The sequence below is a fragment of the Nocardia jinanensis genome (assembly GCF_014645735.1).
Lineage (GTDB): Bacteria > Actinomycetota > Actinomycetes > Mycobacteriales > Mycobacteriaceae > Nocardia > Nocardia jinanensis.
Genome location: NZ_BMMH01000031.1, coordinates 49,126 through 63,252, shown reverse-complemented (window position 1 = coordinate 63,252; position 14,127 = coordinate 49,126). Strand labels below are relative to the sequence as shown.

Below are 14,127 nucleotides of genomic sequence, written 5' to 3'. Positions count from 1 at the left end.
CACTTCACTCGGAGGTCTTCGCTTTGTCAGCTCGCCACGCCGTCACCAACGTCCATGGTCATTACACCTAATGTGCCGGACCCGAACGCGCTGCCCGCCCGACGGCCGCCGCAGCACGGTCGTCATTCGGTAGTGGTGCTAATTTGAGGGTCCCGGTGAGGCGGCGATCACCGGAGCAGGAGGATGTGTCGTGTTGGAGAGTGTGTTCGGGGTACACCCGACGATCCTCCTGGAATTGCTGACCATTCCGCTGTTCACCGGAGTCATCGGTTACATCACCAACTGGACCGGTGTGCTGATGCTGTTCCGGCCGATCGCATTTCACGGTGTCCGGGTACCCGGCCTGCGATACCTGTACCCGTACCTGCCCAAACGGATCCAGATTCTGCCGTTGCTCAGCCACGACGGCCGGTTCGGCTGGCAGGGCATCGTGCCCTCGCGGGCCGACAAGATGGCCAGTATCGCGGTGGACAAAGGGCTTTCGAAGCTGGGCAGTGTCACCGACTTCTATCGGGAACTGGAACCGGACGCGCTCGCCGAACACCTCGCGGTGACCGCGGAGACACAGATTCGCGATATCGTCGAGACAATCCTGCGCCGCGAACATCCGCAGCTCTGGTACAACTTGCCGACGCAGGTCCGGGAGCTGGTCCATGAGCGGGTCCGCCAGCAACTACCCGATATTCTGCGTGAACTCACCGCGGAACTCGGCGCGAACATCGACCAGTTGCTCGATGTCAAACAGATGGTGATCCGTTATTTCCAGTCCCGTCCGCAGTTGCTCAATCAATTGTTCCAGGTGCTGGGCGCCAAGGAATTGCGGTTCATGCAGAACTTCGGCCTCTACTTCGGCGCGCCGATGGGTGTGGTGCTGGTCGGAATTCTGCACCTGACCGGATGGCCGACGCTGGCGGTCCTGCCGATCGGCGGGGTGATCATCGGCTGGGTGGTCAACTGGGTGGGACTGAATATGATCTTCGCGCCCGCCGAACCGAAATGGTGGTGCCCGTGGCGGCAGGGCCTGCTGATCAAACGTCAGGGCGAGATCACCACCGGCTACGCCGAGCTGGTGTCCACCCAGGTGATGACGCTGGCCAATATCGGTGACGAACTGCTGAACGGCCCGAAATCCGACCGCACCCTGCAGATGCTGGAGGACACCCTGCGCCCGGCCGCCGATCGGGCGCTGGGCCCGGCCCGCGGCGCGGTGAAACTGGTGCTCGGCAGCCGTGAGTACCAGTCGCTGAGCCGGACCCTGACCTCCGAAGCGATGGCGATCGCCCCGCTGGCGTTCTCCGACGCGGATTTCAACGTGCGGCAGGGTAAGCAGATCAGCGCCTATATCGCCAAGCAGATGTCCGAACTCTCGCCGAACGATTTCGTCGATATGCTGCGGGCGGCGATCAAACAGGACGAATGGCTGCTGTTCGTGCACGGCGGCGTACTGGGACTGTTCGCCGGTTACGCGCATATCCTGGTCTTCGGAACGGGGGTTGCGACCACATGGCTGTGAAACGAGAAACGCAGGACGGCGACGAGCCCGGGCGGCCCGGCGGGGGCCCCGCCGCGACGATTCGCGCGGTGAGCGGCGTCGCGCGGGTAGCGGCGTCGGCGGTATCGGGAACGACACGCTGGGGTGTGCACACCGCCCTCGACGTCACCGAAACCGTGGTGCGCGGCAGTATGGCCGGGCTTCCGCCGACGGAGATCCGCACCGAGGCGGTACAGCAGGTGCAGGAGGCGTTACGCCGGGCACTGGGGGTTCCGGCGGCCGAACCGGCCGCCGAGTCCCCGACCGAACGCTCGCTGCGCGAACAGGGTGCCGCGCTGCTCCGTCTGGCCGCCAGTCCCCGGGCCGCCGACGAGGGCCATCCGGCGTTCGCCCGGATCCTGGCCGAACTCACCTCCGACGAGGCCCGCATCCTGCGGTTGCTGCGGCTGGACGGCCCCCAGCCGGCGGTGACCGTACGCGGCGGCGGACGCCGCGCGAGGCGTAGCGGCCGCAAGGCCGAACAAGGGTCCGGGACGGCCGAGATCGGGGTGAGCATGATCGGTGAACATGCCGGGCTCCGGCATCCCGAGTGGGTTCAGCGCTACCTGACCAACCTGCGCCGGATCGGCCTGATCGAGCTCCTGCGCGAACCGGTGGGCACACCCGAGCGCTATCAACTGCTGGAGGCCCAGGCACCGGCGATCGAACTGTTGAAACAGGCCGGCGGGCGCGGCAAACTCCAGCACCGCGGTATCGCGCTCACCACGTTCGGCGGGGAGTTCGTCCAGGCCAGCCTGCCGATCACCGGTGAAGCCGGGCCGACGGCCGAGAATCACTGACCACGGCCGGTCCCTCACACTTCGTCGGCGAGTTCCATCCAGCGTTCCTCGGCCGTCTCCTGCTGCGCCTGCACATCCTTGAGTTCGGCGCCCAGGGTCATCAGTTTGTCCGGTTCGGTCGCGGCATCGGCCAGCGCCGCGTGCAGGGTCTTCTCCCGCTCGCCCAGTTTGTCGATGGCGCGTTCCAGCCGGGTCAGTTCCTTGCGGGCGGCGCGGTAGGCCGCGGAGTCGGTCCGGGACGCGGCCGTTTGCGGGCCGGACGGCGTCGGCCGTGCTGACCCATCGGCCGACAGTTCGGCCCGGCGGCGCAGGTACTGGGTGATCCCCCCGGGCAGATTGGTGAGGGCTCCGTCACCGAACAGCGCCCAGGTGGTATCGCAGATCCGCTCGACCAGATAGCGGTCATGGCTGATCACCACCAGAGTTCCGGCCCAGTTGTCCAGCAGATCCTCCAACTGCTGCAGGGTGTCGATATCGAGGTCGTTGGTGGGCTCGTCCAGCAGCAGCACATTGGGCTCGGCCATGAGGATGCGGGTCAGCTGCAGCCGGCGCCGTTCCCCACCCGAGAGATCGCGTACCGGGGTGCGCTGGCGGGCCGGGGTGAACCCGAGCCGTTCGGCGAGTTGCCCGGCCGACAGTTCGAGCGCTTTGCCGCCCTCCCCCAGCGTGATGCGCATGGCGATCTCCTGGACCGCCTCGAGTACCCGCATATCGGTCGGGAGATCGTCGAGTTCCTGCCGCAACCAGCCGATCCGCACGGTCTGACCCTGTACCCGCTTCCCGGACACCGGGCCGATATCACCGGCCAGCGCACGCAACAGCGTCGTCTTGCCCGACCCGTTCACCCCGACCAGACCTACCCGTTCCCCGGGGGCCAGCTGCCAGGTGAGATCGCGTACCAGCTCGCGGCCGTCCGGCGTGGTGAGGGTGGCGTCCTCGAGTTCGATCACCACGCGCCCCAGGCGCTTCTTGGCGAACGCGGCCAGCGAGACCGAATCACGCGGCGGCGGCACATCGGCGATCAGCGCCTCGGCGGCCTCGACCCGGTAGCGCGGTTTGGAGGTCCGGGCCTGCGGGCCGCGCCGCAGCCACGCGAGTTCCTTGCGCGCGAGGTTGCGGCGTCGCGCCTCGGTGGCGTCGGCCTGGCGGGCGCGTTCGGCGCGCGCGAAGATCCAGTCGCCGTAGCCGCCTTCGTAGGTCTCCACCCCGCCGCCCACTACCTCCCAGGTGCGGGTGGCGACCGTATCCAGGAACCAGCGATCGTGGGTGACGACCACCAGTGCGCTGCGCCGGGCCAGCAGATGTTCTGCCAGCCATTCCACGCCCTCGACATCGAGATGGTTGGTCGGTTCGTCGAGTACCAGCAGATCGAGGTCGCGCACGAGCGCGGCGGCCAGTGCGACCCGGCGGCGTTCCCCGCCGGACAGGTTGGTGACCGAAGTGTCCAGGCCCAGGTCGGCGATGCCGATACCGTCGAGCACCGATCGGATCCGTGGGTCCGCGGCCCATTCGTGTTCGGCGATATCGCCGGTGGGCGCGTCCTCGGCCAGCCCGGCCAGCACCACCTCGCCGATGGTCGCGCCCTCGGGCAGGACCCCACGCTGGGTGACCACTGCAATTCGCAGTCCACCGACGCGACTCACCCGGCCGCTGTCGGGTTCCTCGATACCGGTCAGCACCTCCAGCAGGGTGGTTTTACCGCCCCCGTTGAGGCCCACGACCCCGATCCGGTCGCCGGAGTGCACGCCGAGGGATACCCCGTCGAGCAGCGGCGTGATCCCGAAACTCTTGCTGACCTGTTCGAGGTTGATCAGGTTGGACATGGATCCTTCCGCCTACGGCTGCCGGCCACGCCTGTACGGGCCACGACCAGCCTAATGGGCGCTGTCGGGCGTGACCCATCGCCCGCCCGTCAGGCCCGGCGCGGGCCGGGTCCGGGCTCGGGCGCCGGTGAATGCGGCTCCTCGTGCATGGTCACCCGGGCGCCCGGGACCGGACCGGTGGCAGTCCGCACGCTCCGGGCCACCCCCGCACCGGACAGCTCCGCCGCGACCGCGACCGCCGATTCCGCCGATTCGCACAGGAACGCACAGGTCGGACCGGACCCGGAGACCAGTCCGGCCAGCGCCCCGACCTCCACGCCCGCGCGCAGAGTGCGGCGCAGATCGGGCCGCAGCGATACCGCGGCGGCCTGTAGATCGTTGCCGAGCAGGGGCGCGAGCTGTTTCGCATCGCCGGAGGCCAGCGCCTGCATGATCTCCTGAGGTTCGCCGAGCCGGGGTGGATCGCCGTGCACCCGTAGCCGGTCGAGTTCGGTGAAGACCTCCGGGGTGGACAGACCCCCCTTCGCCAGCGCCAGCACCCAGTGGAAGGCGTTGCGCGACAGCACCGGTAGCAGACGTTCGCCGCGTCCGGTGCCCAGCGCGGTTCCGCCGTGCAGCGCGAACGGTACGTCACTGCCCAGTTCGGCACCCACGTCGGCGAGTTCGTCGCGGTTCATCCCGAGTTCCCACAGTTCGTTCAGCCCGACCAGGGCGGCGGCTGCGTCGGCGCTACCGCCGGCCATCCCGCCGGCCACCGGGATGCCCTTGTCGATGGCGATCTCGACCAGCGGTGCGCGGCCGGCGAGCTGGGCGAGCCGGACCGCCGCCTTCCACACCAGGTTGGTCCGGTCTGTGGGTACTTCGGCCGCCCCTTCCCCGGTAACCGTCAGGGTGAGCGAGTTGGCAGGGGTGATCTCCAGGTCGTCGGCGAGGGAGAGCGCCTGGAAAACGGTGGTGAGCTCGTGGTAGCCGTCGGCGCGCAGGTCACCCACTCCCAGATGGAGGTTCACCTTCGAAGGAGCCCGCGCAACGACGGGACTGGGCACAACGGACAGCACGGTGACTCAGCCTAATAGGCACAGCTGGGCGAAGCCCATCCCTAGCCCGCGCACGGCCGCAGCGAAGGCGGAGGTACGCCTGATAGGCACCGCTGGGCGAAGCCCATCCCTAGCCCGCGCACGGCCGCAGCGAAGGCGGAGGTACGCACCTCGCATCCGGGACCCCATTGCCTTCATTTACCCCCGGGGGGTATGGTTGCCGGACCTTCCCGGAACGGGATACGAGCACGAAGGAGACGCCATGGCCACGACCAGCACCTACACCGTCACCGGTATGACCTGTGGACACTGCGTCCAGTCGGTACAGACCGAGATCGGGAAGATCGACGGTGTCACCAGCGTCGATGTGGACCTCGCGTCCGGCCGGGTCGTCGTCGCGGGCCGCGCCCCCATCTCCGATGCCGATATCGCGGCAGCGGTGGACGAGGCGGGCTACGAGATCGCCGGCTGAGCGAGCGTCGGGGAGCCCGGTTGTTCAGCGAGCGAGGTCGTCCGCCGGTCGGCGGGCGGCCTCGGTTTCGATGGGACCCCGGGGCTCACGGTCTCCCCGTCGAGGCGAGCGGCCATGAGCCCGATCATCACGACCTGGACAATCGCCTCGGCGCGGGCGGTTTCGCGTTCGTAGTCCCGTGCCGATCGTCTGCACCTCGTCAACCCGCCACGACAGCACCGAGTTCCCCGACACGTTCCGAGCCGGCACCGATTCAGGACTGCGCGGCGAGACGGACGAACGCCGCGGTATCCAGAGTCTCCCCGCGGGCGGTCGGTGCGATACCGGCGGCGAGCAGCCGCCGTTCGGCCTCCGCGGGGCTACCCGCCCATCCGGCCAGGGCGGCCCGCAGCGTCTTCCTGCGCTGCGCGAACGCCAGGTCGACCACCTCGAAAACTCGCCGCCGATGCGCCACATCGACCGGCCACGGCGGTTCGGCGTACCGATCGATACGTACGAGACCCGATTCCACCTGCGGAACCGGCCAGAACACCTGGCGACCCACCGCGCCCGCTTTGCGCACGGTTCCGTAGAAGCCCGCTTTGACGCTCGGCACCCCGTACACCCTGCTTCCCGGGTCCGCCGCGAGCCGGTCGGCCACCTCGGCCTGCACCATCACCAGCGCGGTCGTGATACTCGGGAACTCCGCGAGCAGATGCAGCAGGACCGGTACGGCCACGTTGTAGGGCAGATTCGCGACCAACGCGGTGGGTGCCACCGATACCGCGTCCGACCCGATCCGCAGTGCGTCACCCGGGATCACGGTCAGTCGCGGCGCCAGCTCTCCGGCCCGCTCCCGCACCGTCGCGGGCAACTGTCCGGCCAGCACCGGGTCGATCTCCACCGCCAGGACGGCGTCCACCACATCCAGTAGGGCCAAGGTCAGTGAACCGAGCCCGGGCCCCACCTCGAGCACGGTGTCCGCCCGCCCGACGCCGGCCGCGGTCACGATCCGCCGGACGGTATTGGCGTCGTGCACGAAGTTCTGCCCGAGCTGCTTGGTCGGGCGTACCCCCAAGCGCTCGGCCAGTTCACGCACCTGCGCGGGGCCCAGCAGAGCTGCCTGGCCACGCACCATCATCTCGGCATCGGACACCGGGAGAACCTACCAACCCGGCGCGAGGCGCGATTCTCAGGCGGCGTCGATATCCAGCGAATACGAAACAGAGGCCGGAGCGGAGTGCGCCCGTTCGCCGCCGGAGTCGTGCGTGGCGATCGCCGCACCGGCACCGGCGATCAGGGTCACCAGCACAGCGGCGATGACGAGGTACAGCAGCAGCGAGCGTGAGGAGTTGATCCTCGCAAAGGGTGACACGGTCACGGGACGATAACGAAGCCCATGACACCCCACAACCGCTACGAACCGGACCACCGATACTTCACACCACACCCCGGCGGCGGCACCCCTGGTAGACGAGATGCGATCTTATGAAATTGTGATTCGTATCACTCATGATCAACAAGGCTCAGCCGCGCCCGAACCGATACACACGACGCGCGTTCGCCGTACTGATCTCGGCCAGTTCGGCCGGATCCTGGCCACGGATCTCGGCCACCGCGCGCACCGTGTAGGGCAGGCAGTAGGGCTCATTGGGCGCGCCCCGGTAAGGATGCGGCGTCAGATACGGCGCATCGGTCTCGAACAGCAGTTGCTCATCGGGCACCACCCGCACCGCCTCCCGCAATTCGTGCGCGTTTTTGAAGCTCGATGTCCCGGAAAAGCTGAGGACATAGCCCTCGGCCACACACGAGACCGCCATATTCGCGTCCGAGGAGAAACAGTGGAAGATCACCGTCTCCGGCGCACCCTCGTCCAGCAGTACGGTCAGCAGATCGTGATCGGCTTCCCGGTTGTGGATCATGAGCGGTTTACCGATTCGCTTGGCCAGGTCGATATGCCAGCGGAAACCCTCGATCTGGGTCTCGATATCCGCGCACCCGTCCAGCTTGCCCGGCCAGTAGTAGTCCAACCCGGTCTCGCCCACAGCCACCACCCGGGGGTCGGCGGCCAGCTTCTCCAACTCGATCCTCGCGTCATCGTCGAGCGCGTTCGCCCGGGTCGGGTGCAATGCGACCGCGGCGTATACGCGGTCGTCCCAGTGCGCGGCGTCCACGGCCCAGCGGGCGGCCGCCAGATCATCGGCGACGGTGACCACCCGGCCGACACCCGCTCCGGCCGCCCGATCGACCATCTCGGCCACCGACGCCGCGTCGGTGGCACCGCACGCGTCCAGATGAGTGTGGGCATCCACGAGCGGCGCCAGCGGTTCGGGAAGCGGTGGCGCGGGACGCCGGGCGCTCATCGGCCGGCCGTCTCTGGCCGGAACGGAACCACGAGGGGGCGGGACTCTCGTACTGGGTCACGAAGGGGCACGTCTCTCACAGTAGAGTTCGCGCCCGTCCCCCGACGAGACGGTGCCCGGACCGTCGAGAGGTCGATCACACGCGCTCCGCCCGTGTCGTGCGCCAGCTGCTGCGCTCCTCGATCGAGAGCGGGATACTGCCCGAAGGCGCACAGCTCAACGAAGACGCGCTCATCGAATATCTGGATTCCACCCGGGCGTCTGTCCGTTCCGCCGTGCAGATGCTCTCGGAAGAGGGCCTGGTCGCCCGGCGCCGCCGGCTCGGGACCGTGGTGCACAGTGCCCCCGTTCAGCTCCCGATCCAGCATTGTCGAACGGCGCCTTGTCGGTCACCAGCGGCATCATGATGAAGGTGTTCGGATTGTCCACTTCGGGCACCGTGGCATTCGGGTCCGACGCCAGCGATCCGAGGTCGGCCGGGTGAGCACTTCCGCCGGATCCGCGTCCCCGAAACGCACCGCGTTGGCCCGGGTACCCGCATCGGCGACGATCCGCGCATTGATCGTGCGCACCGGCGGTGGGCCGTTCACGAAATCGTCGCGAGCCGTGAGCACCACCGATGTGCCCGGCCGACAACTCGTCACCCCTCGTACGGCCCGAAGCCGTAGTTGGGGTTCTCCGCCGACCAGGCCACCGCGTACGGGTCCTCTTGGGTGGCATGCTCCTTCAGCAGCGTGCTGTCGAAGACAGGCCCGGCCAGGTCCGCCATCAGCGCCGGGAACCTCGCCCCGAGACCCGCGTTCGGCAGCGAAATCCGGGCGCCGAATTTCTCCGCCCGGCTATGGATATCGTCGCGGCAGGCCTTCATATTCGTCAGGCCGTTCGGAATGCACAGCACCATATCCGCGGCCGCCGCGCAATCCCGGCCTCACGGTGAGGAACCGGCCTGGCAGATCACCGGTTCACCCTGCGGGTTCGGCGAAACATCGAGCGGCCCGCGAACGGCGAAATGCCTACCCCGGTGGTCGATCTGGGCGACCTTGGTGTGATCGACGAAGTGACGCGGTGTGCGAATCCGCCCGACCTGGTCCGGTCCGCCGTGTCGTGCGGCACCTCGTCACGGGAGCCGACCGGCCACAGAAAAGGGCGAACCCCACCCTGGTCTTCGAGTTCCGGGCCGGTTCCCGGCGCTCGGAACGGCACGGCGCCCAGTAGCAGAGGGACAGCGATCACACCCCGGTGCACCCGCCCGGTGGCGAACTGGTCGGCGAATGGTTCCAGAACACTCGAGCAGGTGGGCTCGAACGGAAGCCGGCGCGACACCGCACCGCCCACGACAGGCCGTTCTCACCCTCTCGAACAGCGCACTCCGCCGAATTGGATTCCGGCCCGGAAACCCGGCCCGGTAGCCTCTGATGGCATGAACACGCAGTCGAGTCGGGTTCACTGCGGTCCTCATGATGGAATCGACACACCATGAGCGCAGTCGATCGCCCCGCCTTCTACCTCACCACGGCCATCGCGTACCCCAACGGTGCGCCGCATATCGGGCACGCCTACGAGTACATCTCCTCGGACGCGCTGGCCCGGTTCAAGCGGCTCGACGGATACGACGTGTTCTTCATGACCGGAACCGACGAGCACGGTCAGAAGATGCAGCAGACCGCCGCCGCCGAGAACATCCCGGTGGAGGAACTGGCCGCCCGTAACTCCGATGTGTTCGAGCGGATGGACAAAACCCTCGAGGTCTCCTTCGACCGTTTCATCCGCACCACCGACGCCGACCACCAGATCGCCAGCGCCGCCATCTGGCGGCGGATGCTGGACAACGGCGATATCTACCTCGACAACTACTCCGGCTGGTATTCGGTGCGCGACGAGGCGTTCTACACCGAGGAGGAGACCACGCTGCTCGACGACGGCAGCCGCATCTCCACCGATACGAAAACCCCGGTCACCTGGACCGAGGAATCCAACTTCTTCTTCCGGCTCTCCGCCTACCAGGACAAACTGCTCGCGCTCTACGACGAGCACCCGGAGTTCATCGCCCCGGCCACCCGGCGCAACGAGATCGTGAGCTACGTGAAGGCCGGTCTCAAGGACCTGTCGATCTCGCGGACCACCTTCGACTGGGGCGTGCCCGTCCCCGATCATCCCGACCATGTGATGTATGTCTGGGTGGACGCGCTCACCAACTACCTCACCGGCGTCGGTTTCCCGGATACCGATTCGGCCGCCTTCCGGAAGTTCTGGCCCGCCGATGTGCACATCATCGGTAAGGACATCACCCGCTTCCACACGGTGTACTGGCCGGCGTTCCTGATGTCGGCCGGCATCGAACTGCCGCGCCGGGTCTTCGTGCACGGGTTCCTGTACAACAAGGGCGAGAAGATGTCGAAATCGGTCGGCAATGTGGTCGACCCACTCGATCTCGTCGACGCCTACGGACTCGACGCGGTGCGTTTCTTCCTGCTGCGCGAGATCTCCTACGGCCAGGACGGCAGCTACAGCCACGAGGCGATCGTCTCCCGGATCAACGCCGACCTCGCCAACGAGTTCGGCAACCTGGTGCAGCGCAGCCTGACCATGGTCGCCAAGAACTGCGGCGCCGCCGTCCCCACTCCGGGCGAGTTCACCGCGGAGGACCGTGCGCTGCTCGATCGCGTGAACGGTCTGCTGGAACGCTGCCGGGCCGAATTCGACGTCCAGCAGATGCATCTGGCGCTCGAACAGATCTGGCTGACGCTCGGCGAGACCAACCGGTATTTCAGCGCCCAGGCGCCCTGGGCGCTGCGCAAATCAGGTACCGAAACCGATCTCGCCCGGATGGCGACGGTCCTCTACGTCACCCTCGAGGTGGTCCGGATCGTGGCGATCCTGGTCCAGCCGGTGCTACCGGGTTCGGCCGCGCGGATCCTGGACCTGCTCGCCCAGCAGGACCGCGAATTCGCCGCGATCGCCACCCCGCTGGTACCCGGCGTCGCGCTCCCGGCGCCCGAACCGGTGTTCCCGCGCTACGTGGAGCCGAAAACCGACGACTGATCCGGCCCGGATTCAGTCCACCGCGGCGCGGCGGGCAGCCAGCACGGCATCGTAGAGTTCCCGGCGGGAGACCCCGGCGACCTCGGCGATCTCCGCGCTCGCGTCTTTGAGACGCAGGCCCGCCGCGGCGCGCTCCTCCACCTGCGCGACCAGGTCTTCCGGATCCACCACGGTGGCCGAGGCGCCCGCGAGCACCACGGTGATCTCGCCGCGCGCGCCGTCCACCGCCCATTCGGCGAGCTCCGCGAGGGTGCCGCGGACGACCTCCTCGTAGGTTTTGGTGAGTTCCCGGCACACCGCGACCCGGCGGTCACCGCCCAGCACCTCGACGGCATCGGCCAAGCAGTCCGCCAGCCGGTGCGGCGCCTCGAAGAAGACACACGCCCGCTTCTCACTCACCAGCGTCCCCAGCCACTCCTTGCGGCGGCCCGATTTCCGCGGGGCGAAACCGTCGAAACAGAACCGGTCCACCGGGAGCGCCGAAAGCGCCAGCGCCGTGGTCACCGCCGACGGACCGGGCAGGCAGGTCACCGGCAGCCCGCGTTCCGCGCATGCCGCCACCAGCCGATATCCGGGATCGCTCACGGACGGCATACCGGCGTCGGTGACCAGCAGCACCGTGCGCCCGTCCGCGATCTCGGTCAGCAGCGCCGGAATCCGCGCCTCCTCGACATGGTCGTAGAAGCTGACCACCCGCCCCCGGATCTCCACACCGAGCGCATCCGCCAGCGACCGGGTGCGCCGGGTGTCCTCCGCCGCGACGATATCGGCGCTGCCGAGCGCGTCCCGCAGCCGCAGCGAGGCATCCCCGATCGCCCCCAGCGGTGTCGCCGCCAAAATCAGCCCGCCGTCGGTCACCGCACTCCTATCCGGCCCAGCCGATCCGGGCGCTGTGTTCTCGGCGCGCCGGCGCGCGCGAAGGTCGAGGCCCCGAAGTGTCGCCGCTCGGGCCCAGGGACTCGCACCCCGGCCTGGGTCGGTCCCCTTCGGCCGAAGGCGATCAACGGTCGCATCCTCGGATGGTCGGCCGCACGTCGCCTGCGCTTTCGAGGGCTGAACGGCGAAACGGCCTCAACCCATCGAGGTGTCTCCTAGAACTCGACGCATACAGGTTACGTCGGCATTCGACGTCCAGGTCGGCAGGTGCGCCCGCATACATCGCAGGCCACCGCCGGACTTCACCCGTTCAGGGCGGCCGCACAACGCCGTCGGCCGGCTTCTCGGGCCCCGACCCCACCACGCTGGAGCCGGGGCAATGACACATAAGCTCGGGGCGTGACTCAGCTGACCGAATCGCGCCGCGGCGTGGCCTGGCGGCCGCCGCGCACCTGGTCGAGCCCCGCTCCACTGCGGCCCGCACCCGACTTCGGTCCCACCGATACCGCGCGCGGCTGGGTGGTCACCCTGTTCCTCACAGTGATCGCGGCCATCACCCGCTTCACCATGCTCAACTATCCGACCGACGCCGGAACGCCGGTCTTCGACGAGAAGCACTACGCACCACAGGGTTGGCAGTTCCTCACCGGCGGTATCGAGGACAACCCCGGTTACGGGCTGGTGGTGCATCCGCCGGTCGGCAAACAGATGATCGCGATCGGGGAGGCGCTGTTCGGGTACAACGGCTGGGGCTGGCGGTTCTCGGCCGCGCTGGCGGGGACGGTACTGATACTGCTGGTCATCCGGATCGTGCGGCGGATGACCCGCTCCACGATGCTGGGCGCGCTCGCCGGGATCCTGTTGATCACGGACGGGACGACATTCGTCTCGTCACGGATCGGGATGCTCGACATCTTCATCACCGTGTTCGTCACCGCCGCCTTCGGCTGCCTCATCGTCGACCGTGACCAGATGCGCGCCCGGCTCGCGAGAGCCGACGCCGAGGGCCGCATCGACGAAACTCCGTGGGGTCCACGCCCGGGCGTGCGCTGGTGGCGGTTCGGCGCCGGGGTCCTACTGGGACTGTCCTGCGGAACCAAATGGTCCGGACTGTATTTCATCGCCGCGTTCGGATTGCTGAGCATCCTGTTCGACCTCTCCGCCCGCCGCACCTATGGTGTCCGCAAACCGGTATACGGCACCGCCATCCGCGATCTCGGCCCCGCGCTGTACGCGCTGGTACTGATTCCGCTGGGTGTGTACCTGGCGAGCTACGCCGCCTGGTTCCGCAGCGAAACCTCCGTCTACCGGTACATGGCCGGTAACCCGTCGGCTCCGGAGGACGGGATCGGCACCGGCGGGTTCTGGGCACATGTGATGCCCGACGCCATGCGTTCACTGTGGTACTTCCACTCCCGCACGCTCACGTTCCATTCCGAACTCACCAACTCCGCCGGAAACCACCACCCGTGGGAATCCAAACCGTGGACCTGGCCGATGGGGTTGCGGCCGATGCTGTACTACTACGCCGACGACGGGGTGACCGGTTGCGGGCAGACCGAATGCGTGAAAGCGGTCATGCTGGTCGGCACCCCCGCCCTCTGGTGGGTCTCGCTACCCGTGCTGGCGTGGGGTATCTGGCGCTGGATCGTGCGCCGCGACTGGCGGTACGCGGCCGTCCTCACCGCCTACGGCGCGGCACTGCTGCCCTGGTTCCTGACCCTGGACCGGCAGATGTACTACTTCTACGCGGTCACCCTTGCCCCGTTCCTGGTGATGGCGGTCGCGCTGGTACTGGGCGACATACTCGGCACCGCCGGACGCCCGGTGACCCGTGGGCCGGGCGGCATGTTCCTCCCCGCCGAACCGAGCGAACGCCACAGTCTCGGCCTGCTGGTGGTCTGCCTCTACCTGGGCTTGGTGATCGCGAACTTCATCTGGCTGTGGCCGATCCTCACCGGCCTGCCGATCACCATGGGCAACTGGCAGGACCACCTGTGGCTCCCCAGCTGGAGATGAGAGCGGTGTTTATTTGCGGCGCCTGCGGCGCCGCGGGGGCGGGGCCCTATCAACCCCGGTTCTTCACTCCTTCGCTCAGTCGCTGCGCTCCTTCGCTACGTCGCTCCAGAACCGGGGCGGGCCCCGCCCACCGAGGTGCACCATCCGGAGTAGACAGAAGGTGGGTGCGGGTACACCGCGCGCAT

The 14,127-nt window shown here is 68.0% G+C and carries 13 protein-coding genes; 6 read left to right on the top strand and 7 right to left on the bottom strand.

Annotated elements, in window-relative coordinates; translation table 11 throughout:
• Positions 1 to 190: 190 nt before the first annotated feature.
• Positions 191 to 1,513, top strand: coding sequence for a DUF445 domain-containing protein (locus IEY68_RS33020; protein WP_082681296.1), 1,323 nt, complete (start codon positions 191 to 193; stop codon positions 1,511 to 1,513).
• On the top strand, positions 1,504 to 2,331 hold the full coding sequence (locus IEY68_RS33015) for an Abi-alpha family protein (protein ID WP_058854542.1): 828 nt from the start codon (positions 1,504 to 1,506) through the stop codon (positions 2,329 to 2,331). Before IEY68_RS33020 ends, IEY68_RS33015 begins: the two co-directional genes overlap by 10 nt.
• Before the next feature lie 14 nt (positions 2,332 to 2,345).
• Here the strand turns inward: IEY68_RS33015 and IEY68_RS33010 are convergent, their stop codons facing one another.
• Both IEY68_RS33010 and IEY68_RS33005 read right to left on the bottom strand, forming a co-directional pair.
• Entirely contained in the window at positions 2,346 to 4,154 is a 1,809-nt protein-coding gene (locus tag IEY68_RS33010; protein ID WP_058854543.1) for an ABC-F family ATP-binding cassette domain-containing protein, read from the bottom strand.
• Positions 4,155 to 4,243: 89 nt separating this feature from the next.
• Positions 4,244 to 5,212 (bottom strand): 4-(cytidine 5'-diphospho)-2-C-methyl-D-erythritol kinase, encoded by a 969-nt coding sequence (locus tag IEY68_RS33005; RefSeq protein WP_058854544.1) that lies wholly within the window; start codon positions 5,210 to 5,212, stop codon positions 4,244 to 4,246.
• 241 nt (positions 5,213 to 5,453) lie between these two features.
• On the opposite strand from IEY68_RS33005, the gene IEY68_RS33000 reads away from it, so the two are divergent.
• Positions 5,454 to 5,663 carry a heavy-metal-associated domain-containing protein gene (locus tag IEY68_RS33000; RefSeq protein WP_058854545.1) on the top strand — a complete coding sequence of 70 codons (210 nt, stop codon included), beginning with the start codon at positions 5,454 to 5,456 and terminating at the stop codon, positions 5,661 to 5,663.
• A gap of 253 nt (positions 5,664 to 5,916) precedes the next feature.
• On the opposite strand, the gene rsmA is transcribed toward IEY68_RS33000, so the two are convergent.
• From rsmA to IEY68_RS32980, 3 genes are all read right to left on the bottom strand, one after another.
• On the bottom strand, positions 5,917 to 6,783 hold the full coding sequence (gene rsmA / locus IEY68_RS32990) for a 16S rRNA (adenine(1518)-N(6)/adenine(1519)-N(6))-dimethyltransferase RsmA (protein WP_373293045.1): 867 nt from the start codon (positions 6,781 to 6,783) through the stop codon (positions 5,917 to 5,919).
• A gap of 51 nt (positions 6,784 to 6,834) precedes the next feature.
• Positions 6,835 to 7,017: a hypothetical protein gene (locus IEY68_RS32985; RefSeq protein WP_156426142.1), complete on the bottom strand. Its 183-nt coding sequence runs from the start codon at positions 7,015 to 7,017 to the stop codon at positions 6,835 to 6,837.
• Between the two features lie 151 nt (positions 7,018 to 7,168).
• The gene (locus IEY68_RS32980; protein ID WP_058854548.1) at positions 7,169 to 8,005 is read right to left on the bottom strand and encodes a TatD family hydrolase; all 837 of its coding nucleotides are present in this window, start codon (positions 8,003 to 8,005) and stop codon (positions 7,169 to 7,171) included.
• Here IEY68_RS32980 and IEY68_RS37255 point away from each other — a divergent pair.
• Positions 7,981 to 8,412, top strand: a complete 432-nt coding sequence (locus IEY68_RS37255) for a GntR family transcriptional regulator (protein ID WP_082681301.1) — start codon at positions 7,981 to 7,983, stop codon at positions 8,410 to 8,412. The genes IEY68_RS32980 and IEY68_RS37255 overlap by 25 nt on opposite strands.
• A gap of 233 nt (positions 8,413 to 8,645) precedes the next feature.
• Here IEY68_RS37255 and IEY68_RS32970 read toward each other — a convergent pair whose 3' ends face one another.
• Entirely contained in the window at positions 8,646 to 8,906 is a 261-nt protein-coding gene (locus tag IEY68_RS32970) for a hypothetical protein (RefSeq protein WP_058854551.1), read from the bottom strand.
• A gap of 575 nt (positions 8,907 to 9,481) precedes the next feature.
• Between IEY68_RS32970 and metG the strand changes: the two genes are divergently transcribed.
• The gene (metG, locus tag IEY68_RS32965) at positions 9,482 to 11,047 is read left to right on the top strand and encodes a methionine--tRNA ligase (protein WP_058854553.1); all 1,566 of its coding nucleotides are present in this window, start codon (positions 9,482 to 9,484) and stop codon (positions 11,045 to 11,047) included.
• 12 nt (positions 11,048 to 11,059) lie between these two features.
• Here metG and rsmI read toward each other — a convergent pair whose 3' ends face one another.
• The gene (gene rsmI / locus IEY68_RS32960) at positions 11,060 to 11,905 is read right to left on the bottom strand and encodes a 16S rRNA (cytidine(1402)-2'-O)-methyltransferase (RefSeq protein WP_058854554.1); all 846 of its coding nucleotides are present in this window, start codon (positions 11,903 to 11,905) and stop codon (positions 11,060 to 11,062) included.
• A gap of 417 nt (positions 11,906 to 12,322) precedes the next feature.
• Between rsmI and IEY68_RS32955 the strand changes: the two genes are divergently transcribed.
• Positions 12,323 to 13,942, top strand: a complete 1,620-nt coding sequence (locus tag IEY68_RS32955) for a dolichyl-phosphate-mannose--protein mannosyltransferase (protein ID WP_058854555.1) — start codon at positions 12,323 to 12,325, stop codon at positions 13,940 to 13,942.
• Positions 13,943 to 14,127: the final 185 nt, after the last annotated feature.

Coding starts and splice junctions, on each gene's coding strand:
- IEY68_RS33015 (WP_058854542.1), top strand. CDS start 1,504: ATGGCTGTGAAACGAGAAACGCAGGACGGCGACGAGCCCGGGCGGCCC.
- IEY68_RS33010 (WP_058854543.1), bottom strand. CDS start 4,154: ATGTCCAACCTGATCAACCTCGAACAGGTCAGCAAGAGTTTCGGGATC.
- IEY68_RS33000 (WP_058854545.1), top strand. CDS start 5,454: ATGGCCACGACCAGCACCTACACCGTCACCGGTATGACCTGTGGACAC.
- rsmA (WP_373293045.1), bottom strand. CDS start 6,783: ATGATGGTGCGTGGCCAGGCAGCTCTGCTGGGCCCCGCGCAGGTGCGT.
- IEY68_RS32980 (WP_058854548.1), bottom strand. CDS start 8,005: ATGAGCGCCCGGCGTCCCGCGCCACCGCTTCCCGAACCGCTGGCGCCG.
- IEY68_RS32970 (WP_058854551.1), bottom strand. CDS start 8,906: ATGGTGCTGTGCATTCCGAACGGCCTGACGAATATGAAGGCCTGCCGC.
- metG (WP_058854553.1), top strand. CDS start 9,482: ATGAGCGCAGTCGATCGCCCCGCCTTCTACCTCACCACGGCCATCGCG.